This window comes from Phormidesmis sp. 146-12, assembly GCF_052939495.1.
Genome location: NZ_JBJPHS010000004.1, coordinates 130,380 through 154,047, shown reverse-complemented (window position 1 = coordinate 154,047; position 23,668 = coordinate 130,380). Strand labels below are relative to the sequence as shown.

The window sequence follows — 23,668 nt, the reverse complement described above, 5'->3', positions numbered from 1 at the left end:
GAGTTGAAGCAGGAAGATTTCAGTTTGTTAGCAAACGTTAGTAAATTATGAGCGGCGGTCGCTTACACTTCAACAGCTTGGGCGATCGCCCCATCAAATTCACAACTTCATCAAAGCCCTATTTCCCAATCCATTCCTCAGAAACTTCCCGGATTGTCGTCTAGTGCCAGCAAGAAATTGACCAAATCATTCTGCTGAGAAGGCGAAAAACCAGTCGTAGCATCTACATAAAATTCGTGACCTGTGCCGTCTAGATTGCTCAGTTGCAGGGCAGGATTTAGCCGATTTACCGCAATCACTTGAGTTCGGAGAGACCGATCGAGCAACGCCCGCAAACTATCTGCCGGATCTGCTGGAATCGCCTGACTGAGCGTGCCCGAAAGTCCCAATCCGCTAGGGTCAACGATACTAAAACTGCCGTCTGCTCCCACTTGCAGCGCCCCCTTACGAACCGCCACGCCGCCATCGTGCAGGTAAGGTGCCGTCAGATACAATCCCCGCAAAGAAGGCGTTTTGTAGCCACCGTCTGGCAACAATCCCTTGGGCAGTGTCGTTGGGCTGTCAGAAATGCCCGCCGTCGGCACGTCGATCACTTCAGCATTGGCAGGAATGGGAACTGGCGTATTCAAGCTGTAAATTTTGGGCGGAACCAGCAGCGCATTTTGAGCCAGACGCGATTCAGCACGAGCCGGATTTGATTTAATCTCAGCGATCGGGTGAATCAGATTATCTGTAAAGAAGGGCGATCGATGGCAGGTGACACACTGCGCTTGTTCAAAAATTTGGGCACCCCGTTCGACAGACCCGCTCTGCAACGCTTGCTGATTTTGTAGCGTCTGATTGGGTGGCGGCACCAAACTATTTTGCCAAGCGGACATCGCATTTGCCGCAAACAAAAACCGACCACTGGCAATGTCAAACTTAAGCGTATTGGGGCTAAACACCAGACCATTGTAGGTAAACAGCGACAGCTTTAGATTGGGATAGCTGCCCACTCCCGGAGCCGCCACCTGATCTTCAAGTTCTGCTTGAGACAAATTGGGAGCCACCTGACGCAGCCACTCCGAGGGTTTGACGGGCGGCCCTGCTGGCAATCTCAGTTTTGGATCAGCCGCATTTTGCAGAACTGTCCCTAAATAAACTTCTCGATCGACCCCAAGCGTTTCTGCACTTCTCTGCGCCGCCGCCAACAAATTAATCTCCGACGAGTGAACGCCATTATTGATCGCACTCAACCCCCCAAACGGGCCAACCGCAAACTCGCCACCTGCTGTATAAGGGCCAGACTTAAAAGTAAATACCGCCGGAATTTGGGTCGTATTGTCAATGCTGTCGGGCGAACTTTCAAAATGACCGTAAGGCACCGCCAACACTGCATCATCAAACGCTCGTTCAAAGATTTGCGGGTCGGGAAGTTTCACTAATTTTCCGGTGCTGTCGAGGATCGTCTTGCCGTTGCCCTGATATTTAGCATCCAGCGGGTTGAAATTTAAGCGGGCAAACCCTGCGGCCGAGTTAGGAGCCAGCGCAATCAGCAGCGGCACCCCCAAATCGCCATTGGGAACGCCCTTAAGCTGCTCGCCTTTGGGTGAAAGCGCAACATGGCAAATGGCACAGGTCACATCACCGCTGACTTTGAGACCGATCGGTAAGACACCCCCTCGCGGAATATCCAGCCCCGTACTCACCGTTGTTCCTTTAAGAAAGGTTTGACTTCCTAGCGTGATGTTTTTCTGAAGCGTAATTTTGAGATTGCTGGTGGGCTGCCCGCCTTGTTTGAGAATCGCCGCCGTTAGCTCTGGAAACACTTGGGTGATGCCCTGTCCAAACCCCAAAACTCGCTGTAATCCAAAGGTATCGCCAATTTTGCGATCAAAAAAGATTTGCTCTCCTTTACTAATTAGTTGGGACGTGATTTTAACAGCCCCAATTCGAGCGTAGGACGTGGAGCTATTTGGATCAAGCCCTTTTTGACGAACGAGATCTGCGGCTTCTTGAGCAGTCAGCGATCGCCCAAAATAATCATAAGAGCCGATCACTTGAGTAGGCGCAGGGGACAGTAAAGGAGAAGTAGCATTTACTGCACCTGGATGTACTAAAAGATTTGAGATAAAAAAGGCTAAAAAGCTGACTAAAAGGCTGATCAAAAAGAGAAAAAGTGTTCGACGATATCTCATGGAATTCTCCTCGTCTAGCTTTACTAAACTGCGGCAAAAGTTAGGCACTTCGTCAGACTCAACGATGCCCCTTCTGGATTTGGCTTGTAAAACTTACTTCGAGCGAATTCAACAATCAGACGCATAATAGCGATCGATTCATCATCATCTTCTCGACAAATCCATTCAAAATTTGTTAATTATTATTTCCGTAAGCCTTAAGTTAAGAACTGTCTCATACAACTCAAAAAATTAGCGCTAACTCAACGTCTTAATTCATGTTTTTTAACAAAACTGCTAAATAGAAGAGATCCCTTACGATGAGATCGAGAAGGAATCAAGATGTCTTGTTATTCGCCTCTAAAATTCTGTTTTGGTCAATCTTGTTTCAGGAGATTTCCTTTATGAAACTTGCCCTTTGTCTGACGACAGCGTTCTACTGCTTACTTCTATCAATGTCGCCTGCTTTAGCTCAAAACGTTGACTACCCATGCTACATGCAAGGAGAAAATCGACTTGTAGATCTTTCTAAACTGTGTGGTCAGCCTGTCTCAATGCCTGCCAACAGTGCCTTTGTGAGCGACTTTCAAACGTTGGCTGGCCAGTATCCGACTCAGGTCAATCAAGCACTCAACCAGTACATTGGGCAAAATCAAGGAAGCGCGATCGCCGCCGCTAAAACCACCTGCCGAGTGGTGAAATTTGGTGGTTCAACTGCCACAGAAACTCGCCAACGAGCGCTTTTGGCTTACAACAATTCACCTGTAGACCAGGCAAAGCAGCAGATTACCGCAGATCTGGCAACTACACACTTTTGCCCATAAACTGCTCAGTGCTGAAAAGTTCTAGCTTTGGAGTCCAGCGGGCAACTCAAACAGCCCATCCGATCCGGGGACAAAATTTACGACTTCGACGATCGCATCCAGGTTTAGCACGCCATACAAATGAGGAAACCACTTATCTTCCTCGACAAGCTCATACTTAATCTCTGACTGCACCTTGTCAATCTCAATGCAAAGCAACACCAGCGACAATTCGCCTCGGTAAAAGCGGTTAGCTACCCAGACAACTTGTTGAAGCTCGGAGCAGTGAATAAAGCCCTCTGTTTCTAGAGAATCACACCGATAAAAGCCTTGCTGTTGTGCTTGCTGCCATTGGTCTTGAGAAGTAATGTGGAAAATAAGACTCATAGCCAGCCAAAACGATTAGTGCGTCAGCGTCTGTTGCGGTGAAGAAGTCTGCATGTGCAAACTCAATGAGGGCAGTGAGAATGCCTGAAACGATGAGAAACTAGGCGCTTCACTGGCTTTGGGTGATCTTGCCGCCGCCAGAAGACTCAGGAGTAAGGTGATTACCGCCGCTTGGAGTAGTTTTTCTAACATCACAAATTCTCGACTTCAGGAACAACCGAACTGCGTAACCACCCTTTCAAAAATCCTACTCAAGAAAGGTACGATCGCGTTCTTCTTTTAAGATGTCCTAATTGATTGAGATGGTTTGTGATTTCCCTCACGACGGCATAAACACTTAATCACTTTGCTCAGAATCTTCATATCCTGAGAATTACTGGATCAAGTGAGCAGAGCCTAACAGTAAAGCACTCAGACCATGTTTTGCCTACGGAACGGTGGCTGCGATCGATTTGAGTTACCCGCAAGGAGTCACCTCGCACTAAACCTTGTCACACCGAATTTCAATCAAAAACCCATCCGGGTCATAAAAATAGATCCCGCGCCCCGTCGGACGGCTAACCGGGCCATGATCGATGAGAATCTGATGGTGATGCAACACCTCAACGGCACGATCGAACGCTTCAGGAGCGATGTCAAACGCTAGATGATTGGCGCGAGTAAACTGCTGTCGGGGGTCAGGATGAGGCGCAGACAAGTCAGGCTCCCAAAACAAATCGAGAATCATGTCATCTGGAGTCTTAAAATTGGCAACCTTCCCAGAAGCAACTTCAGCCTTTAGCGTTTCGGGGACTTCTGCACCCGTTAGCTCGTGTAGCCCTAAAACTTCGCCGTAAAAATGACGAGACACCTGCATATCGCGCACATTGATGGCAAAGTGATGCACACGACGCAGGCTACCTGGAGACAACGTAAGGGTTGGAGATGTGGAGAGCATATAACGTGTTGAGGAGTGAGGGTTGGATGTCAAAAGATTTTCATAGCAGCTAACACTCTTTTAGCGTGAGACTCTACAAAACTCACCCTTTTCTCAAAATTCAGTCGATCGCAGGCTGACATTACGTGGATCGTCAAATCTCGATTGTTTAAAACATCTGCGATCGCAGGCTGAGATCTGGGAGGACTTTTGAGGAGAGCTAGAGGGAATCTAACGGCGAGTCACCGACTAAAGATATTTATCTGCGCTCAGTTTGAAATTGTTTGAAAAGACGTTTGAGAAGCAGCGAATCGATCGTAGATACAGGATATTTCAGCTTATTCTTTATCAGAATCTTAACGAAGTCAGTTTTCTCTAACACATCCACTGAGTACGTCTGAGGCTTTTCTAGACCTTCCAGACAACTAACAAAATTAACTCAGCACTCGCTTAAAAGTCTGATGTCAAAATTTAGAACTGACCCACGGGGATCAATCACTTTTCGATAAATAAAATTACTTCCCTCAGATAGAGATTTTTACTTCACATTAACTTTATACTGTTTGTTGGTGAAAAAGTATCGTCTACTACAATTTATTCTAGACACACATGTCAATCCTTGGTTTTGTATGGGTAGCATCATGGTTTGGCTGCTTTCCAGAGATTGGGGAAAAGCTGATCGAAGCGCCTAAACACCTGGCGCAGATCTTCTCCAACCAGATACCGCAGCCTCTTCGAGATACCCGCAAGGGGTCGAGCAATGCGTCTGACATTTCAAAAACCTCCCTAAAAAGCGCAATCAACTCAGTTCGCAGTTCCTATCTTTTCAACCTTGTACCGCTTAACTTAAAGCTGAGTCAAAGTTTTCATCCAGCACAATCCACAGAACAGCCCGCCTCACCCAACGCAGTTTTGTTAGGAGCGATCGAATCTTTTTTAAGTCCCAAGTCAGCTTCTCCAGAGACGCATTCAGAAAGCCCAGAATCAGCCTTGCAGCCGATCGCTTGGACAGTCTCCTCAGAAGTTGTTACGGACAATCCGTTTAACTACCTGGCCGAAGTGGTGCAAAACTTCTTTGCGGGGGTGCCGACTTTAGCTGCGGAGTCCAGTTCTGTAGTCGTGCTTCAAGCAGGGTCGCAGCAGAGCGAAAGTTTGAAACAAGTCCGCACTGGCTTTTGGCGATGTCCCACCCAACCCGAAAGCTTCTCAGGGCAGACCACAGGATTTCAAATTTGGGTCAAAGGATGCCTCGTGGCAGAGATTCCCCATCAGACTGAGGCAGAAGCGATCGCTCAGAAACTGGAAGATCTGCTCAAAGAGCCTGGACTTGATGCTTCCCAGTTAAGACCCAGCATTGAGCGCAACCATCCCGCCGGAAAGTGGGGCGATCGCGTCGTATTTGTCATCGACGATGATCTGGCGGCTCAGTTTGAGCGTCCGGCTGAGATGGTGGCGATCGAATGGGTCAACAATTTGCGCGTTGCTCTGAGTCAGTCGTCGCTTTCGCTGGCAGACGCTCAGGTGACTATGCACAGCTTGCGAGACACCGGAGACAGTATCAGTGGGTTAGCGTCCTGGTACGGCCCTTACTTTCATGGACGAGAGACGGCAACCGGGGAGATTTTTGACCAAAATGAATTGACCGCTGCTCACCCTTCCTTGCCCTTCGGCACCTATTTAAGGGTGACCAATCTGGCAAACGGCAAAAGTGTCGTCGTGCGGGTTAACGATCGCGGGCCCTACTTTGACAACCGAGTATTGGATCTCTCTAATCGGGCCGCCCGTTGTATCCACAGCGAAGACAAAGGGGTGGTGCCGATCGAAGCTGTGATCATGCAGCCCACCCTCAGTGAAAATATTGCCTTTAAGTAGTCCCAAACGGCAAAACGATGTGGCGGGTCGCATCGATCGTCAACCATCCTTCTTCTCGAAGCTGACCGAGGAGGCGGGTAATCGTGACGCGAGTGGTGCCGATCGCATTGGCCAGGTGTTGATGTGTCAGCCTTACGTTAATGCGAACTCCTGCCTTGACGGGTTGCCCAACTTCATGTTGTAGCAGCAAGAGAAGCTGACGCAATCGATCTTCGACTCGGCGGCATCCGGCCAATGCCAGAAAGGCTTCTGCTTGCTGAAGGCGACGACTCATATGGCGACAGATTTCCTGGGCTAGAACAGGCGATTGCTCGATTTCTGACAGGCTGACAGCCATCAAGTCTACATCGGTGAGGGCGATCGCTTGATAAGGCTGAATGTAGGTCAGAGGCAGCCCAAAGGGCATAGAGGAGTTGGCTAGTCCCAGTAGCGCCTCGTCCCCAGAAGGATAAAGCGTACTCAGGAGCACTACACCTCGACAGACGACCCAAATTTCGTGAGGCGACATCTGGATTGATTGCCCACTGCGAAATGGCTGCAAATTGCGTCCTTGATAGCGCTGCTCTAAAACTTGGCGCAGATCAGGATGGTTGAGAACTTCGGAACTAAAAGATTGGATCATGTGAGGTTCAAGGGGATATCAGATCCTATTTCTCACCTTAGAACCTCGACTTCAAGGTTAGGTAATTTCAAGGTTGGGGTCAGGTTAAGCTTTGGAGTAATCAATGATTTGAGTTGGGAAAGTCGATCGCGCTTTCGACGTTGCCGAAGCTTGAAGTAGCGAACAACCGAATCCTCACAACTCAAATAAGATAGCGATAGTTGCGCTTTCCTTAACCTGGTTACAATGAGGGGTGAGAACCGGATAAGGGTGAAATTGCGGTGACTGCAACTCCAGATGGCGACGGGCAGAAGGGGCCTTACCAGAAGGTCGCGAGTTCTAATCATTACACCCTGTTGGGGCTGCATCCCTCAGCGTCGGTGCAAGAAATCAGACAGACTTACCGGGAAATGAGTAAGCTGTATCACCCAGACACGACTCAGTTGCCGCCTGCGATCGCCACTCAAAAATTTCAGCAACTCAACGAAGCCTACGCGACGCTTTGTAATCCCGATCGCCGAAGTGCTTATGATCTCAAGATTGGGTACTCTCGTGTCGTTGTGGTACAGCCGCTTCCTAGTTTGAGTCGGCCCCAGCCGCGCTACACCGATTCTGCTTACATTGACGCAACTGATCGACCGCTCTCGCCCGGAGAGATTTTTGCCCTGTTTATTTTGGGCATCACTTTTGTGGGATGTTTAATTTTGGCCATTACGATCGGCTTCACGAGAGGAGAGTCTGCTTTCCAGCCGCTGACGACTCAAGAAGCGATCGTCCAAGAGATTCCACAACTTCCACAGCCGATGGAGAAATTAACTTCTCCTGAAACGCCCGAAATCCCAATAACGTCCAATGTCCCTTGATCGAATCTCAACCCAAACCCGCATGACTCTTCCTTCGGCTGACACTCCCTTATATAACCATCCTCTTCCCCAGATTGAATTCTGGCTTGCCAAAAAAGGCGGTCAGCAAGATTCTGAAGATTTGCACTGCTGGCTGATCGAGACTCCCCAGTGGCGAGCCGAAATCTGTCTAGAAGTTGAGCAACTGGCAGTTCGCTACTTATTAGATGATCGGCCCGATGTGCAAAGAGCCTTTAAATACTCGCTGAGTCGTCAGGATATCGAAGACGCTATTTTTGCTGGCCCGTGACTGTCTTCTATTTTTCTAAAACTCTGCCAAACCTGCGATCGCGCTCCTGATAAGACACCAGAGCTTGATGAAATTCGTGGCGATTAAAGTCAGGCCACAAGGTTTTCGTCACGTAGATCTCGGCATAGGCCATCTGCCACAGCAGAAAGTTACTAATCCGCATTTCTCCACTCGTGCGAATTAGCAGGTCAGGATCACAGGTTCCCGCAGTATAAAGGTGTCGCTCAAACAAACTTTCGTCGATCTCGTCGGGCTGCAAATGACCCTGTTGTACCTGAGTAGCGATCGCTCGGCAGGCTTTGAGAATCTCTTGTCGTCCGCCGTAATTGGTGGCAACTGTAAAGCGAATTCCTTGATTGTCCTGGGTTTCTAGCATCGATCGCTCGATCTCATTTTGTAGCGTTGGGGGCAGAGCATCCAGATTACCCACGAATTTGATCCGCACATTTTCCTGCATCATTTCGCGCAGTTCTTGCCGTAAGACTCGCTCAAACAGCGTCATCAAAAACTCCACTTCTTCGAGCGGCCGGCCCCAATTTTCGGTCGAAAAGGCATAAGCTGTTAGCGCTTGAACGCCCCAATCTCGACAGCACCTCAACAGATCTTTGAGCGCATCCACCCCTCGCCGATGACCCATAATTCGCGGGAGACCCTGACTTTTTGCCCAGCGGCCGTTGCCATCCATAATGACAGCAACATGTTTGGGAAGGCGAGCGCGATCGAGGTCAGCCGGGAGTTCTTGAAGGATCGTTTGCTTGGCAGTCATTGTTTTCTGGGGGAAGCCGATGCTTGAGGTGGAAAAGGGTTGTAGGTGTCGAGCAGGATTCGACTCTAGAGTAACGATTCTGAGACGAAATAAAGATAAATCTCTTGCAAAGATGCCATAAGATCAGTCCCTTCATTCTGCTTTTTTTTCATCTTTGGGCCGGCCACTGATTTTTTGGGTGCCGCTAATTTTTGAAAACAGGGCGAAAACTTTGGTAGCAATTTGGCGGCCCAGGGTGCGGAAATCGGGGGCAACGGCTTCGCGATCGCCGGATTGAGAAAATCGCGCTTCCAACAGTTCTTTGAGTTTGCTGCTGGTTAAAGGACGGTTTAGTGTGCCCCGCTCGGCTAAGGAAATTGATCCGGTTTCTTCAGATACAACAACACAGATGCAATTTTCGACTCGTTCGGTAATTCCCATTGCGGCTCGATGTCGCGTCCCCAATTGTCGAGAAGCCGTCCGCTCTGAAAGGGGCAAAATCACGCCTGCGGCCAGAATGCGCGACCCTCGAATCAGCACCGCCCCATCGTGCAGCAGCGTCGTCGTTTGAAAGATGGTTTGCAGCAGTTCTTTAGACACTTCCGCGTTGATCTTGACCCCAGGGACGGAGAAATCTCGCTCATCGATCGGGCTAGAAGTCTCCAAAATTAACAGCGCCCCCGTCCGATTCTGAGATAATTCTTTAACGGCATCGACAATCTCATCGCTGACGCTATCAGTTCTAGGTAAGCTGCCACGCGATGGTTGGAACAGTTGAAGGATCTCTCCTCGTCCAAGCTGTTCTAAAAAGCGTCTAAACTCTGATTGAAGAATAAAAGCCATCGCAACCGCCGCCCCGATCACCAAATTATTCAGCACAAAACTGAGCAGCGTCAGGTCGAGTCTGCGACTAATCGCGGCTGCCAACATCAAAACGATAAAACCTCTGACCATCCAAAGGGTTCGACGCTCACCAATGATGACTAACATCACATACGTAAGCGCCAACACTAACCCAATGTCAATCAAAAACCTGAGATTTGAAAGTATAAAAGTCAACAAGGACTGTATTCCAGTCAGGGGTGAGGGAGAACTTCGTTCCGCTTCGCGAGGAGGGACGAGGGAGGGCGTTGCCCCGCTTTTGCGAGGAGGAATGAAGAAGTCATGCGATCGAGAAAACGTCTAGGTTGCCTCTAGCGTAATCTGACCAAACACCTTTTTACCTCTGCCCTGATCCTCTATTCCGTCTTATTTCAGCCGTTCGGGTAATCGATCGTGCCGAATCAAATCTTCATAGGTTTCGCGCTGCAAGATGATGTTAGCTTCACCTGCATTGACCAAAACCGCCGCCGGGCGGGGTAGACGATTGTAGTTAGAGGACATGCTGTAATTGTAGGCTCCTGTTGACATGACAACCAGCAGGTCACCTGATTGCGTTTCTGGCAGTGCAGCCTCTTTGATCAGAATGTCGCCCGATTCACAGTGCTTTCCGGCGATCGTGACTTGAGTGGCGATCGGCGCAGACATGCGATTGGCGATTAAGGCTCTGTAAACCGACTGGTAAGTGATGGGGCGAGGATTATCCGACATGCCGCCATCCACACTGATGTAGGTACGAATGCCCGGAACCGTTTTTTGTCCCCCGACGGTGTAGACGGTCACGCAGGCAGAGCCAATCAGCGATCGACCGGGTTCCGACAATAGTTTTGGCAGAGGAATATTTTCACTTTGACAAGCTGCCACTACGGAATTACAGACAACTTTTACCCACTCGTCAATGCTGGGAGGATCGTCTGATTCTGTATAACGAATGCCCAACCCGCCGCCGATGTTGAGTTCTTGAATCTTCAGGTTATAGTTAGCCGCCTTACTCAACCACTGCACCATGACTGATCCCAAATCCTGGTGAGGTTGCAGTTCAAAAATTTGGGAGCCAATGTGAGCATGTAGCCCGACAAATTCCAACTCGGATTGCTGACTGACAAATTGAAAGATTTCGTCTACATGGTTGGGATCAAACCCAAACTTGCTGTCGAGGTGTCCGGTGCGAATGTATTCGTGAGTGTGGCACTCGATGCCCGGTGTCAAGCGCAGCATAATCCGAACGGGATTTTTCCCTTTCACCAAGTCAGCCAGCGTTTGCAGCTCTAGCCAATTGTCGATCATCAAAGTGCAGCCTGAGTCGATCGCCAGCTTCAACTCATCCAAAGATTTATTGTTGCCGTGGAGATAAAGCTTTTGGGGATCAACGCCGGCCTTGAGTGCAGTGTAGAGTTCGCCACCCGAAACGATATCGATGCCTAAGTCCTCACTGGCGACGATCGCGCAGACCGCCAGACAGTTCCAGGCTTTGGAGGCATAGAGAACCTGCGACTCACCCGGATAGTATTTCTTGAATCCATCTCGATATTGACGACAGGCCGTTCTCAGCGTTTCCTCGTCCAGCACATATAGGGGAGAGCCAAACTGTTTGACCAACGCCGTCAAGTCACAACCGCCGATTTCGAGGTGGTCGCGATCGTTGACGGTTGCTGTTAGCGGCAGCAAAAATTGATTGGGGGAGCGATCGGGGTCGGAATCTGGTAAGTATTGGCAACCAGAAGCCGTCACCACGAGAGGGGTCGAGACCATGCGGAATTCCTCAATGCTGGCAAGAGTTTAGTAAGCTTTTCTGCTATCTCTAACCAGTTTACAATTGAGGGCTATGCATTTGAGGCAAATTTTGAGCGGCGATCGTCTCCAGCACTAGCGACTAGAGGGAGGTTTCGCGGCTGGTACTGTAAAGATTTGCGGTAGTTGCATCATAGGAAGAGGAAACCGAGCCTTGGGAAACATTCGATCAATCGCGGCCGCTTTTTGGGGTTGTTTGAGCGATCGATACCTCATTGCGATTTCACTGAGCGTCCGATCGCGCCATTCTACAATTGGCAATGTGCTTGAAGAAGGCAATCCCTCAACCGAGTTTTCTTTTTTGCTAAAAGCAGTCTGGACGGCGACTACAGCAAGATCCAGAGTTTGGACAGCACTCGGCACCTTCTGAAACTTCTCGTACTGTTGGGCAATCTCCAGCAAAATTTCAGCCCGATCAGCATAGAACTGAAACCGCTTTTGATCCTCCGTCACCTGCTGGAGTAATTTTGTCGCTTGAGTCGTGCGCCCAGCCCGAAAATTAAACTGCGCCAGTGACAATCGAAGCTGCGCCAATGCTCTACGATCGCCGAGCTTCGATTCGTCGATTCCATTTAGCAAAGCTTCAATTTGGGTTAACGTTTCACTTTTTTCTCGGCTGTGATCCTTGGATGGCGAGTCAGTTATGCGATCGGCGATTTCTAAGAAAAATTTAGACCGAATCACGCAATCCTCAATCTCATTTGCCACAACCCATCCTTTGAGCGCTTCTTGTCCAGAAGCATAAAGCCATTTCATCGCAATTTTTCGTAGGGTCTGCGATCGCAGCTTTCGATCCTCAATCATCGCCGCAATCTGCTTGGACAACAGTGGCTCAAAGGAAATCCGATCGGCGATCGCCAGCCAGATTTTTGCTTGAGCATCCCGGCTCGGAAAAAGCGCCGTCACCTCTCTAAGTTTTTCTAGCTGATTGGTTTTCACCAGCGCAATCGCCACTGGAGTCGTCGTTTCATCTAAATACTTTGAGTCTTGAGGAACTGTTTTTAACACTGCGATCGCTTTTGGCAACTGATCCCGCCTAATCAATGCCTTGGCGATCGTTCCGACTCCTTGTGCGCGTTCATACGTCTGTCGAGGAAATTGGGCAATCACCAGACGAGAAGCGCGATCGCCCTCGTCAGCCCAAACCAGCCCACTCAACAGTTGAGGAAACATCTCTAGCTGAATCCGTCTAGGCTGCTTCTGAATCTCTACAAGCGCTTCATCCCATTGCTTGGAATAAATTAACTTCCAAATGCGCTCTTTGATTTGCTGTTCTTGCTTAAAGTCAATCCTTCCCCCATTGTCTGAACTGCTTCCATTTCCAAAACCATAGAGCAAGATTGGCTCACGCGGCTGAAATTCTGTTTTGCAGTTGGTTTGAATCTTGGGAAGCTCAACTCTCCTCACCGTTTCCTTGACGTTTTGCGGAGCGCCGATCGCAGGATGTAGAGGAAACGCCATCAAAGCTGCCAGCAAGACTATCTGCGATCGACCGTTCACAAATCTCATATTCCTCGCCAGTAGTAACACTTAGTTAGTCTATTCTACAGCCAGAGCTTGTGTGTCTAACTTCACTCTCCCCCCACAGGGCAAAAAAAGCTTCGGTACAATCAGAATCGACCTCTGCATCCGATCGTCTGTGACTTGCGTTACTCTACAATTGATTGACGAATCCCTGTTGCCCGCCGTACTTGAGCTAGACCAGCTTTGCTTTAGCGGACTTTGGACGATTGCAGGCTATCAGCGCGAACTAGACAGCCCAAACAGCGACCTCATCGCACTGGTCTCCGACAAAAAACTGATTGGGTACGGATGTTTATGGGCGATCCTAGACGAGGCGCACATTACGATCGTCGCTGTCCATCCCGATTACCGTCATCAAGGCTTAGGTCAAACCCTCCTGCTCGCCCTCCTAGAGTCTGCTTATCAGCGTGGATTGGAACGATCAACCCTGGAGGTCAGAATTTCTAATCAATCAGCTATTGACCTTTATCAAAAATTCGGTTTCAAAGTAGCCGGACGACGCAAAGGTTACTACGAAGATACTGGTGAGGATGCGTTGATTTTGTGGCGGGGCGGACTGCAAACCCTTGAGTTTTCTGACTTGTTGAGCAAATGGGCAACTGAAGTGAGCGATCGTTTAACGCGATCAAATTGGGCAATAACGGTCAATTTAGATACTATTACAAGAAAAAAATCTTTCTTGACAGATTCTTAAGACTTCGTTGACAATCTGCCCTTGGCGGTAAAATTCACCCTTTGACGAAAGCGAATCATAGCGTTCGGTTATCGTCACCTTAACCTGTTGCTCAAACCCAGCGACCGGAGATTTCGGCTATGTTAGAATCTGTTTTACCGGCAACGCAGCAGGTGAGTGGAAATACGCCATGTTTGAACGCTTCACAGAAAAAGCCATTAAGGTGATCATGCTAGCCCAGGAGGAAGCTCGCCGCCTGGGTCACAACTTCGTGGGTACAGAGCAGATCCTACTGGGTCTGATTGGAGAAGGGACCGGCGTCGCCGCCAAAGTACTGAAATCTATGGGTGTCAATCTCAAAGACGCTCGGATTGAAGTTGAGAAAATCATCGGTCGGGGTTCTGGTTTCGTTGCGGTGGAAATCCCATTTACACCGAGAGCCAAGCGGGTACTAGAACTGTCACTTGAAGAAGCTCGCCAACTAGGGCACAACTACATCGGCACCGAACATCTGCTCCTGGGTCTGATCCGGGAAGGTGAGGGTGTCGCGGCCAGGGTACTCGAAAACCTGGGAGTTGACCTTTCTAAGGTGCGGACACAAGTGATTCGGATGCTCGGCGAAACGGCCGAAGTGTCTCCTGGTGGTGGTCAAGGCCGTACCAAGACACCCACGCTGGATGAGTTTGGCGCAAACCTGACTCAGATGGCTGCCGATGGCAAGCTTGATCCTGTCGTGGGTCGGCAGAAAGAAATCGAACGGGTGATTCAAATCCTCGGTCGCCGGACGAAAAACAACCCTGTCTTGATTGGTGAACCTGGGGTTGGTAAAACCGCGATCGCCGAAGGACTTGCTCAACGCATCGCCAACGACGACATTCCAGACATCCTGGAAGACAAGCGCGTCGTCACATTAGATATTGGACTCCTGGTTGCAGGCACTAAATATCGGGGTGAGTTTGAAGAACGGCTGAAGAAGATCATGGACGAAATCCGCTCCGCCGGAAACGTCATCTTGGTTATCGACGAAGTTCACACTTTGATTGGTGCAGGGGCCGCAGAAGGGGCGATCGATGCTGCCAACATTCTCAAGCCAGCCTTGGCGCGGGGTGAATTGCAGTGTATAGGTGCGACCACGCTGGATGAATACCGTAAACACATTGAGCGAGATGCTGCCCTAGAGCGACGATTCCAGCCCGTCATGGTGGGAGAGCCTACCGTAGACGAAACGATCGAGATCTTACGTGGACTGCGAGAACGGTATGAGCAGCACCACAAACTGAGAATCTCGGACGAAGCGCTGGAAGCGGCTGCCAAACTTTCAGACCGCTACATCTCCGATCGCTTTCTGCCAGACAAGGCGATTGACTTAGTAGACGAAGCAGGTTCCCGTGTCCGGCTGATTAACTCTCAGTTACCTCCTGCTGCGAAGGAACTGGATCGGGAACTGCGCCAAGTTCTCAAAGACAAAGATGATGCGGTACGGTCACAAAACTTTGATCGGGCTGGCGAACTACGCGATCGCGAAATGGAAATCAAAGCTGAAATCCGGGCGATCGCTCAAACTAAGAAGGCTGAATCTGCCGATTCTGATTCGGCTGCCTCTCCTGTGGTGGGCGAAGACGATATCGCTCAAATTGTGGCTTCCTGGACAGGCGTTCCGGTGAATAAACTCACCGAATCCGAGTCTGAGAAACTGCTGCACATGGAAGATACGCTGCATACTCGTCTGATTGGTCAAGACGAAGCAGTGAGAGCTGTTTCTCGTGCAATCCGTCGGGCGCGGGTGGGCTTGAAGAATCCCAATCGACCGATCGCCAGCTTCATCTTCTCTGGGCCGACGGGGGTAGGTAAAACAGAGCTTACGAAGGCTTTAGCAACTTACTTCTTTGGGTCTGAAGACTCGATGATTCGTCTGGACATGTCTGAGTTTATGGAGCGGCACACCGTTTCTAAGCTGATCGGGTCGCCACCTGGCTATGTGGGCTACAACGAAGGCGGTCAGTTGACCGAAGCCGTTCGTCGTCGGCCTTACACCGTTGTACTGTTTGACGAAATCGAGAAAGCGCACCCCGACGTGTTTAACATGCTGCTGCAAATCCTGGAAGATGGTCGCCTGACCGATGCCAAGGGTCGCACAGTGGACTTTAAGAACACGCTGCTGATCATGACCTCCAACATTGGATCTAAGGTCATTGAGAAGGGTGGCGGTGGTCTGGGCTTCGATATCGCTTCGGAGAGCGAGGCAGACAACCAGTACAACCGGATTCGATCGCTCGTCAACGAAGAATTGAAGAACTACTTCCGTCCTGAGTTTCTCAACCGTTTGGATGAGATCATCGTCTTCCGTCAGTTGGTGAAGGAAGAGGTGAAGCGCATCGCCGACATTATGTTAAACGATGTCTTCAAACGTTTGACTGAGCAAGGAATCACGCTGGAATGTACTGAGCGATTTAAGGATCGCCTGGTAGAAGAAGGCTATAACCCCAGCTATGGGGCACGTCCTCTTCGTCGAGCGATCATGCGTCTGCTTGAAGATTCGCTGGCAGAAGAAATCCTCTCAGCCCGGATCAAAGATGGTGATGTTGCGATCATTGATGTGGATGAGACAGGCACCGTGAAGGTCGTTCAAGGTGAAAAGCGAGAGTTGCTTCCTCAGGCGGCTGAGTAGCTAAACTTGACAATTAGAAATTAGCGGGCGGTGGAGACTTTAAGTTTCTGCCGCTTTTTTGCTATTACAACTTAGTCGAGCCCACAAAAACTTTTTCTAGCCTGGATACTTAACAATTCTTAAAATAATCTGAATTGTTGGCAAAATATAATACGGCCCAAGCACTATGTAACCAATAACTCAGGTTGCACTAAACGAAAGGAATGGACTGACCTATGGCACGTAGTGGATTTTGGGCTGATTTTCAGAAATTTTTGATGCAAGGCAATGTCATCGATCTGGCAGTCGCTGTGATTATTGGGGGCGCTTTTGGCAATATTGTCAAATCCTTTGCAGATGACATCGTTACGCCAGCAATTTTGAGTCCTATTCTGACTCAGCTTAACCTTAAGAATTTGCAAGACCTATCGACTGATGGCGGCATCAAGTATGGACTCTTTCTTTCCTCAATCATCAATTTTGTGATCATTGCGTTAGCCATCTTTCTGATGATTCGTGCATTTGAGAAGGCAAAGCGACGATTCGTTCGACAAGAAGCAGTTGATGAGATTGCTGCACCTGCTGATCCGGTTTTGGTGTCTCAAGAACGCTTGACGGGGGCGATCGAGCGCCTTACCTCCAGTCTCGATCGTCGCTAGAACCTTTAAAGATCAACTAAAGATTAACGATCGCTGAACTTCCTGATTAGAGTTAGGCGATCGTTGTTTCTAGAGAGGCTATTTTGATCGAGGCGGAGTGGACAAAATTGGCTTGTTATTGACCAACAGCAGGGGAAGGCTCAAGGTGCCAAACACGATCACAGCCCCCGTCATCACCCACACTAGCAGCCGACTCGGACGATAATCACCCCGCTCAATTTGTTGAAACACCTGGTTATAACGCCAAGCTGCTAGCGTGATCGTCAGAATGCCAAACGCCACCAACCCCACGCCCAACGTTTCAGAGTTAAAGATTGAATTTAGCTGGTCTGGCTGCTGAGTGAGCGTCAGTTGAAGCTGATGGAGAAATAACCCAAACCGGGCAATTGCAAACCCGAAACCGATGAGGGCGATCGCCGTCCGTAGCCAGGCCAAAAAGGTACGCTCGTTTGCTTGATGTTCTCGTTGACGGTCGATGGGAGGTCTCGTCATAAGATTGTCAAGTCTCAACTAGGGAATAAGCCGATATACGGCTGTGATAAAGGCCTCATCTGTTAGCGTTCTCCTGGCGTGCAAGTCTTTTAGCGTTGCCAAGTCTGCTCTGAGCTTTCTCAAAGTTTCAAGTTCGCTGGAAGGGGTGGGCGTAGGAGTCGGAGTCGGCGAAGGGGTCACTCCGGGAGGTCTGCCGATGATTTTTCTCGCATCGTCATCTAGCTGTTTGCGAACGGGGCGGCTGGCAATCCCGGTTACTGGAAATCGTCTATTCTGCTGATAGGTCTTGACGGCGGCGATCGTTTGAAACAGATAGCGCCCCGTGATCGGCAGAGAATTCGCTAGAACAATCTTGAGGTTGTTTTGCAAAATTCTGACAGATTCCTCAACTTTGTTTTGCAGGTCAATCCCGTTTTGTCCCGTTGCTGCCATGAGATTGTCAGCCTGAAACTGAAAGATGGCTGCCTGAGTATAGCCTTCAAGCTGGTTGACCTCTCGCAGCGAGGTTGTTGAGCAGTCAATGTTGCCTAGAATGTTGCGATCGCAAGATTGATTCTCGTTGCCAATCCCAAATAGACCTCTTGGCCCCAGGTAATAGCCCAAACCATCTAAGTTGTCTCTCAATTCTGCAAGCGTCAGTGGCATAGAAATCAGATTCCTTGTACAAAAACAGATAGATGTCGAGTTGAGTCTAAGGTAATTTTGCTACAGACGCATTCAATTGATTGCGAAAATTTTTGAAGCTAGCTATTCTACCAAAAGTGACCTTTGAAGATGGTTCTTGAAAGTGGTTCTGCGCTGTGAAGGTTTGCAGTTGACCGTACAATGACGAAAGCCACATATATTGATAAGCCTGCCCATGACCTCCGATCCGACGACTGAGCCAAAGACTTCATCTCCTGAAAAAGTCTCCCCGTGGAAAACTTTGTGGGAAAACTTTCAGATTCTGCTTGTGGCGTTGATTTTGGCGCTGATTGTCCGGGCTTATGTGGCAGAGCCGCGATTTATTCCTTCTGACTCGATGATGCCAACGCTGCATGTGGGCGATCGTCTGGTTGTTGAGAAGATGTCTTACCGCTTTGGGTTGCCCAATTTTGGCGATATTGTCGTGTTTGATCCACCCCCTCAACTACAAGAACAGGGATATTCTAAGGATCAAGCTTTCATCAAGCGGATCATTGGCACACCAGGAGAAACGATCGAGGTCAAAAACGGCAAAGTCTACATCAACAATCAGCCGCTTCAAGAGTCTTATATTGCCGAGGCTCCCAAATATTTGATGTCTCCCGCAAAGGTTCCAGAAGGTTCATTTTTCGTGATGGGCGACAACCGCAACAATAGTAACGATTCTCATGTGTGGGGCTTTTTGCCCAAGGAATATATTCTCGGTCGAGCCTGGATTCGATTTTATCCGTTCGATCGCTTGGGCAAAGTTTGAGAAATCAGAAGCTCAAATAGTGCATCAGGGTAGAAACAGTTTCGCTGGGTAGAGACAGTCTTTGTTGAAGCTCAACCAGATTTTTGTAAGCTCCGTTTGAGACGCGATTGCGAACGATCGCTCTTGCCAACACTTTGCCCATTCCAGGAATGCTAGTCAGGTCTTCAACGGATGCTGCATTCAAATTAACTCGTTGAATCACACAAACGCTTTCAGAGTCGTAATAACAAAAGCTGAGAATCGGCTCCAAGGGTTTGAGGCGCTGGAGTGAGAGTCCTAGAGCAGCGGCTAAATCTTCGACACAAAAGAACTGGACTCCAGAATCAGACAACTGGGTCAACATGCGAGCTTGATGAATCGATAGACCTGGAATCCTTAACCAATCGTCAACGCTGGCTTGATTAACGTCAATTTGAATGCCCAGTGATGCGGCTAGACGGATTTCTTCTAACGATTGAAACCGATAAAACGGATCATTGAGAATACGTGAGCGTAGTGAGTTTGGCAGTTGAGAACCCAACTGAGCGCGAGATTGTTTGGAGAACCAGTCAAAAAGGGTCATCAAAAAGAAAAATAGGAAAATCAGTGAATTCGATCGAGCAGTTTTCGGCGCTTTTGTTCAAATTCGTACTCTGAAATTAGCCCATCTTGCCGCAGTTGATCCAACTCTCTCAAGTCCTGAGCGATCGTGCTGACTTTTGGGGAGGTTTTTCTGGAGACGACAGGTGGCTGAATGGTCTCTTGTAGTGAAACCCCTTCATTAAAGTTTTGGTCAAACTCATCGGGGTCTTGAATCAAATACCAAACACCTTCGATCACGCCAGCCACTGCGGGAATGGGAGTAAACGCTAACAGCATGTACAACACCCCCCACCACTTTTGTCCCAGATAAAATTTGTGTAGCCCCGCCAAATGCAGTGAAACCCCTAACAAAGGAAGGGGAACAGCACTCACCAACGCAAGAATTGCAGCAGTTTTTCGGTTTTTTGGCTTGCTCAACATGTCACATCAGACTCTAGGACAAAAATAGTAACGTATGGGACAATTAAGTGCCAAAACAAAAGATATGTCTTTTGGGCTACAAGACTTCTAGCTCATTCTCCTGTTCTACCCGTACTGACCGAGTACATTAGAGTATAGACTCCTACAGCAGTGCTGCTTTACGGGCCAGCAAGATAGGATAGCTCTGAAGTGCGATCGTCACGGGGCTGCTTATCCACTTAAGTAAAGGTCTAGACCTTGAGTAGAGGCTAGTTGAGGATCGTATCTCTTCATCGGGTTGCGGGGCGAATCTCTGTTTCACTATAACTAACGAAGAACTGCTGCTGAGAGTCGTTTGATTTGATAGATGACATAGAATCTTTGTAACTTTTGGCCTCAGCAATTTAGATCGCTGCGTGACTGTTTTTTAACGCCCGTTCAGGTTTTATTTTATATAGAAGTTTAAGGACAGACGATCGATGCCCTTCTCGCAAGACTGGTTAAAGTATTTGTCAGACCCCTTCGCAGTACTGGGGGTTTCAGTTTTAGCGGAAGATATCCGTGTGTCAAAACGATACCGAAGTGTTGCCAAAATCTTGCGTCCTGATATTAGCGTAGCAACTGATCCAGAGACGGGTGAATTGATCGAAAGGCTGTTTGGGCGGCTCGTCAATCCTGCTTACGAAAAAATTAGACAGGAAAAGGGCCGGGCTGAAACGCTGGCCTTGATGCGGCTCAAAGTGCGGCAGATGGTAAGAGATCAATCTCCTGCCCCTCAGAGTGAATTGGCGCGTGAGTTGTCTCGTAAGTCTCTTCAAGAAGCAGATATCTTTTATGAGCAAGCGATCGCCAATTTGTCTGAGCGTCAATATCAACCCTTAGAAAATTTTCAAAGTATCACCCAACAGCTTAACGAGTTAAACCTGGCTTACCTCAAGCTAAAGATGGGCGGTGAAAATATTTTCATCGGAGAGAAGCGAACAGGAATCACAACCAACAGCGTTGAGGTCAGAAATTCTCAAGCGGCGAGCAACTCTTCTAACATTAGGTCGCAGTTAGACTATGCTGATCTTCATTACAAACGGGCGCAGGAATACATGAATAAAAATGCCTGGCCAAAAGCGATCGCAGAGCTAAAAGATGCTTTGAGAATGGAGCCAAACAAAAGTAATTACCACTCACTGATTGGGCTGGCTTACATGAGACAAAACATCACACCTAGTGCGGCAAAACCTCACTTCCGACGAGCGCTCCAACTTAACCCAGACGATCAGATCGCGAAACACTTTGCGGCTAGATTTGACATTCAACATAATGCTTCAACAAATGGTTCTTCACAGAAACCTGAACCTAAGAAACCTGAATCTAAAAAACCTGAACCTAAAAAAACCGAGTCTAAGAAACCTGACAAACAGAGTAAAAAAGGCTGGTTTTTTGGATTGTTTGGTCGCGGGTAGATGTGGGTAGGGGAAACACTACTTAACCTGAAGCGATCGCTCCACTAAAATAATTGTATTGGGATTGCTTACACAGTCCTACTTAGCGCTTTTTTGCTCAACTGATCGACTATTTATTAAATTACAGCGATGGGAATTTTTGACTCTGAATTGGTTCAACATGAAGCCAAAAAGCTATTTGAAGATTATCAGTCCTTGATGCAGCTTGGAAATAGCTACGGGAAGTTCGATCGCGATGGCAAAGTTCTATTTATAGAACAAATGGAAGCCATTATGGATCGCTACAAAATTTTTATGAAGCGCTTTGAGCTATCCGAAGACTTTCAGGCGCAGATGACCGTCGAACAACTCAAAACTCAACTTGGTCAGTATGGCATTACGCCTCAGCAGATGTTTGATCAAATGAACCGAACGCTAGAGCGCATGAAAGCAGAAATTGACAAATAGCCCTCAGCCAAAACCTCTATTGTAGAAACCACGCTAATACAGAAATTAAAGCAGTTTCATTCCCCATCCCTTTCTCTACTAGGGTCGATCGAACTCAGAGGTTGGCGTGAACCGCTCAACGGGTTCTCCTTGCATGGCTTGTTGCATAAAGTCTCGCCAAATTGGGGCGACAAAGTGACCGCCCGTTGCCCCGTATCCAAGCTGCTTGTAGTCGTCGTTTCCGACCCAGACGGCCGTCGCAAGCTGAGGCACATAGCCGACAAACCAAATGTCACGCTCAGAAGAAGTCGTGCCTGTCTTGCCTGCTGCCGGACGACCGATCTGAGCCGCTGTCGCAGTGCCTCGCGTCACGACCCCTTGTAAGACATCGTTGACCGCAGCAGAGGCCCACGGATCAAGCACCAGTCTCGGCTTTGGCGTGTTGTCGAGCAAGACGTTACCACTGCTGTCGGTCACCTGCACAATTAGCGTTGGTTCTGAATACCATCCATTGCTGGCAAATGTGGCGTAAGCGCCAGCCATCTCTAAAGGAGTCAGATCCACCGCCCCCAACGGTAGAGAAATCACCGGGTCGATCGGGCTTTTGACCCCAATACTTCTCAAGACCTCGACGACTTTATTCAATCCAACTTCTTGCCCCAGCTTAACTGCGGGAATGTTGCGCGACACTTCTAACGCTCTACGAATCGTGATCGCTCCCGCAAACGTCCCGTCATAGTTGCGCGGAGAATACATTTCGTAGCCATCGGGGTAGCTGACCGGAGAATCATACACCGTCGAGTCAGGCGCATACCTTCCAGACGCAAAAGCGGCATAGTAAACAAACGGTTTGAAGGCTGACCCCGGTTGACGAAGGGCCTGCATCGCCCGGTTATATTGACTCTTTCTGTAGTCCACACCGCCCACCATCGCTTTGATAAAGTGGGTTCTCGGATCAACCGCGACGATCGCCATCTGGTCAGCATAGACCCCTTCGTAGTTCAAGGTCTGAATCCAACGTTTGGCCGTATCTTCGCCCATGCGCTGAAGCTTGGTGTCGATCGTCGTTTGGATTCGCATTCCCCCTTTGAGAACGGCATCTCGCCCAAACTTTTTGGTCAACTCTTGAATCACCGCTTCGGTCACGTAGGGCATTGCACTCGTCTGAAAGGAGGTGATTTTGCCCAGCTTGATCGGATACTTTCGAGCGGCGGCGGCTTCTTGAGGCGTGATCCACTTCAGATCCACCATGCGACGCAAAACATCATGCTGACGACGGGTCGCTGCTTTGAGATCGACAAACGGACTCAAGGCTTCCGGGGATTGAATCAAGCCCGCCATCATGGCCGATTCGGCGAGGTTTAGCTGAGAAGCAGACTTCCCAAAGTAGCTGGCGGCGGCGGTTTGCGCTCCATAAGTATTGTGTCCCCAGTAGACCTGATTGAGGTACATCTCTAGAATCTGGTCTTTCTTGAAGATTTGCTCTAACCGCAAAGCTAAAACAGCTTCGGCAATCTTGCGGCTAAAGGCGCGTTTGGGTGAGAGAAATAAGTTCTTCACCAACTGCATGGTCACCGTGGAGCCGCCTTCAACCGTGCGTCCGTGGTTAAAGTTGACCGTAAATGCACGAGCGACGGCCGGAGCATTCACGCCTTGGTGTGAGTAAAAATAGCTGTCCTCGATCGCCAACACTGCCCGCTTTAAATGAGGCGAAATCCTATCCAAGGGCACCACTTCTCGATTGGCTTCGCCGTGAATGCTGGCGAGATTTTTGCCCTTAATGTCATAGATATGCGTCGTCTCGCTAGGCGTGTAGCCGCGCAGCACTCGCACATCCGGCAAATTGCGAAAACTGATGGCCAGACCGACGAGACCCCCCGCGACGATCGCACTGCCCAACATGGTGATTCCCAAAACGGTGCCACCCGTTACTTTGCCCACTGTTTGGACAAAGTGTAAGGTAGACCCGGACTCTTTTTTTTGTTTTTGTCGAATCGTATTGGATGCCACGTTAATCTCTCTTTCTTAGGGGTGCGACGGTTGGGGCAGGCGATCTTTGAAGGTAATTC

24 protein-coding genes are annotated in these 23,668 nt (G+C 49.0%); 10 read left to right on the top strand and 14 right to left on the bottom strand.

What is annotated here, in order from left to right; translation table 11 throughout:
* Window positions 1-137: 137 nt before the first annotated feature.
* Entirely contained in the window at window positions 138-2,177 is a 2,040-nt protein-coding gene (locus ACKFKF_RS03615) for a hypothetical protein (protein WP_446866425.1), read from the bottom strand.
* 383 nt (window positions 2,178-2,560) lie between these two features.
* On the opposite strand from ACKFKF_RS03615, the gene ACKFKF_RS03610 reads away from it, so the two are divergent.
* Window positions 2,561-2,980, top strand: a complete 420-nt coding sequence (locus ACKFKF_RS03610) for a DUF732 domain-containing protein (RefSeq protein WP_446866424.1) — start codon at window positions 2,561-2,563, stop codon at window positions 2,978-2,980.
* A 21-nt stretch (window positions 2,981-3,001) separates the two neighbouring features.
* Here ACKFKF_RS03610 and ACKFKF_RS03605 read toward each other — a convergent pair whose 3' ends face one another.
* From ACKFKF_RS03605 to ACKFKF_RS03595, 3 genes are all read right to left on the bottom strand, one after another.
* Window positions 3,002-3,346, bottom strand: coding sequence for a DUF952 domain-containing protein (locus ACKFKF_RS03605; RefSeq protein WP_446866423.1), 345 nt, complete (start codon window positions 3,344-3,346; stop codon window positions 3,002-3,004).
* A gap of 15 nt (window positions 3,347-3,361) precedes the next feature.
* Window positions 3,362-3,538 carry a hypothetical protein gene (locus ACKFKF_RS03600; protein ID WP_446866422.1) on the bottom strand — a complete coding sequence of 59 codons (177 nt, stop codon included), beginning with the start codon at window positions 3,536-3,538 and terminating at the stop codon, window positions 3,362-3,364.
* Between the two features lie 289 nt (window positions 3,539-3,827).
* A complete protein-coding gene (locus ACKFKF_RS03595; protein ID WP_446866421.1) occupies window positions 3,828-4,283 on the bottom strand; it encodes a VOC family protein in 456 nt (151 codons plus the stop codon).
* A gap of 588 nt (window positions 4,284-4,871) precedes the next feature.
* Here ACKFKF_RS03595 and ACKFKF_RS03590 point away from each other — a divergent pair.
* Window positions 4,872-6,134: a septal ring lytic transglycosylase RlpA family protein gene (locus ACKFKF_RS03590; protein ID WP_446866420.1), complete on the top strand. Its 1,263-nt coding sequence runs from the start codon at window positions 4,872-4,874 to the stop codon at window positions 6,132-6,134.
* Here ACKFKF_RS03590 and ACKFKF_RS03585 read toward each other — a convergent pair.
* Window positions 6,127-6,756 carry a Crp/Fnr family transcriptional regulator gene (locus ACKFKF_RS03585; protein WP_446859538.1) on the bottom strand — a complete coding sequence of 210 codons (630 nt, stop codon included), beginning with the start codon at window positions 6,754-6,756 and terminating at the stop codon, window positions 6,127-6,129. The genes ACKFKF_RS03590 and ACKFKF_RS03585 overlap by 8 nt on opposite strands.
* Before the next feature lie 260 nt (window positions 6,757-7,016).
* On the opposite strand from ACKFKF_RS03585, the gene ACKFKF_RS03580 reads away from it, so the two are divergent.
* Together ACKFKF_RS03580 and ACKFKF_RS03575 are read left to right on the top strand one after the other, a co-directional pair.
* Window positions 7,017-7,598 (top strand): J domain-containing protein, encoded by a 582-nt coding sequence (locus ACKFKF_RS03580; RefSeq protein WP_446866419.1) that lies wholly within the window; start codon window positions 7,017-7,019, stop codon window positions 7,596-7,598.
* Entirely contained in the window at window positions 7,588-7,887 is a 300-nt protein-coding gene (locus tag ACKFKF_RS03575) for a DUF3143 domain-containing protein (RefSeq protein WP_446859540.1), read from the top strand. The genes ACKFKF_RS03580 and ACKFKF_RS03575 overlap by 11 nt, the downstream gene beginning before the upstream one ends.
* A gap of 7 nt (window positions 7,888-7,894) precedes the next feature.
* Here the strand turns inward: ACKFKF_RS03575 and uppS are convergent, their stop codons facing one another.
* From uppS to ACKFKF_RS03555, 4 genes are all read right to left on the bottom strand, one after another.
* The gene (gene uppS / locus ACKFKF_RS03570) at window positions 7,895-8,653 is read right to left on the bottom strand and encodes a polyprenyl diphosphate synthase (protein ID WP_446859541.1); all 759 of its coding nucleotides are present in this window, start codon (window positions 8,651-8,653) and stop codon (window positions 7,895-7,897) included.
* Between the two features lie 132 nt (window positions 8,654-8,785).
* The gene (cdaA, locus tag ACKFKF_RS03565) at window positions 8,786-9,694 is read right to left on the bottom strand and encodes a diadenylate cyclase CdaA (protein ID WP_446866418.1); all 909 of its coding nucleotides are present in this window, start codon (window positions 9,692-9,694) and stop codon (window positions 8,786-8,788) included.
* A 186-nt stretch (window positions 9,695-9,880) separates the two neighbouring features.
* The gene (gene lysA, locus ACKFKF_RS03560; RefSeq protein WP_446866416.1) at window positions 9,881-11,263 is read right to left on the bottom strand and encodes a diaminopimelate decarboxylase; all 1,383 of its coding nucleotides are present in this window, start codon (window positions 11,261-11,263) and stop codon (window positions 9,881-9,883) included.
* 114 nt (window positions 11,264-11,377) lie between these two features.
* A complete protein-coding gene (locus ACKFKF_RS03555; protein ID WP_446866415.1) occupies window positions 11,378-12,811 on the bottom strand; it encodes a hypothetical protein in 1,434 nt (477 codons plus the stop codon).
* A 151-nt stretch (window positions 12,812-12,962) separates the two neighbouring features.
* Here ACKFKF_RS03555 and rimI point away from each other — a divergent pair, with 151 nt between their 5' ends.
* From rimI to mscL, 3 genes are all read left to right on the top strand, one after another.
* Window positions 12,963-13,520: a ribosomal protein S18-alanine N-acetyltransferase gene (rimI, locus tag ACKFKF_RS03550; RefSeq protein ID WP_446866414.1), complete on the top strand. Its 558-nt coding sequence runs from the start codon at window positions 12,963-12,965 to the stop codon at window positions 13,518-13,520.
* A 169-nt stretch (window positions 13,521-13,689) separates the two neighbouring features.
* Entirely contained in the window at window positions 13,690-16,167 is a 2,478-nt protein-coding gene (locus tag ACKFKF_RS03545; protein WP_446859546.1) for an ATP-dependent Clp protease ATP-binding subunit, read from the top strand.
* 215 nt (window positions 16,168-16,382) lie between these two features.
* On the top strand, window positions 16,383-16,805 hold the full coding sequence (gene mscL, locus ACKFKF_RS03540; RefSeq protein ID WP_446866413.1) for a large conductance mechanosensitive channel protein MscL: 423 nt from the start codon (window positions 16,383-16,385) through the stop codon (window positions 16,803-16,805).
* 78 nt (window positions 16,806-16,883) lie between these two features.
* Here mscL and ACKFKF_RS03535 read toward each other — a convergent pair whose 3' ends face one another.
* Both ACKFKF_RS03535 and ACKFKF_RS03530 read right to left on the bottom strand, forming a co-directional pair.
* Window positions 16,884-17,297 carry a YidH family protein gene (locus ACKFKF_RS03535; RefSeq protein ID WP_446866412.1) on the bottom strand — a complete coding sequence of 138 codons (414 nt, stop codon included), beginning with the start codon at window positions 17,295-17,297 and terminating at the stop codon, window positions 16,884-16,886.
* Window positions 17,298-17,315: 18 nt separating this feature from the next.
* Entirely contained in the window at window positions 17,316-17,942 is a 627-nt protein-coding gene (locus ACKFKF_RS03530) for a peptidoglycan-binding domain-containing protein (RefSeq protein ID WP_446866411.1), read from the bottom strand.
* 214 nt (window positions 17,943-18,156) lie between these two features.
* Here ACKFKF_RS03530 and lepB point away from each other — a divergent pair, with 214 nt between their 5' ends.
* Window positions 18,157-18,735 (top strand): signal peptidase I, encoded by a 579-nt coding sequence (lepB, locus tag ACKFKF_RS03525; RefSeq protein WP_446859550.1) that lies wholly within the window; start codon window positions 18,157-18,159, stop codon window positions 18,733-18,735.
* Between the two features lie 4 nt (window positions 18,736-18,739).
* On the opposite strand, the gene ACKFKF_RS03520 is transcribed toward lepB, so the two are convergent.
* Together ACKFKF_RS03520 and ACKFKF_RS03515 are read right to left on the bottom strand one after the other, a co-directional pair.
* Window positions 18,740-19,297: a helix-hairpin-helix domain-containing protein gene (locus ACKFKF_RS03520; protein ID WP_446866410.1), complete on the bottom strand. Its 558-nt coding sequence runs from the start codon at window positions 19,295-19,297 to the stop codon at window positions 18,740-18,742.
* Window positions 19,298-19,317: 20 nt separating this feature from the next.
* Window positions 19,318-19,737, bottom strand: a complete 420-nt coding sequence (locus tag ACKFKF_RS03515; RefSeq protein ID WP_446866409.1) for an SHOCT domain-containing protein — start codon at window positions 19,735-19,737, stop codon at window positions 19,318-19,320.
* Between the two features lie 542 nt (window positions 19,738-20,279).
* On the opposite strand from ACKFKF_RS03515, the gene ACKFKF_RS03510 reads away from it, so the two are divergent.
* Both ACKFKF_RS03510 and ACKFKF_RS03505 read left to right on the top strand, forming a co-directional pair.
* Complete coding sequence (locus ACKFKF_RS03510) at window positions 20,280-21,173, top strand: hypothetical protein (RefSeq protein WP_446866408.1); 894 nt, start codon at window positions 20,280-20,282, stop codon at window positions 21,171-21,173.
* Window positions 21,174-21,302: 129 nt separating this feature from the next.
* Window positions 21,303-21,620, top strand: a complete 318-nt coding sequence (locus ACKFKF_RS03505; protein ID WP_446859554.1) for a DUF1825 family protein — start codon at window positions 21,303-21,305, stop codon at window positions 21,618-21,620.
* A gap of 78 nt (window positions 21,621-21,698) precedes the next feature.
* Here ACKFKF_RS03505 and ACKFKF_RS03500 read toward each other — a convergent pair whose 3' ends face one another.
* Complete coding sequence (locus ACKFKF_RS03500; RefSeq protein WP_446866407.1) at window positions 21,699-23,609, bottom strand: transglycosylase domain-containing protein; 1,911 nt, start codon at window positions 23,607-23,609, stop codon at window positions 21,699-21,701.
* Window positions 23,610-23,668: the final 59 nt, after the last annotated feature.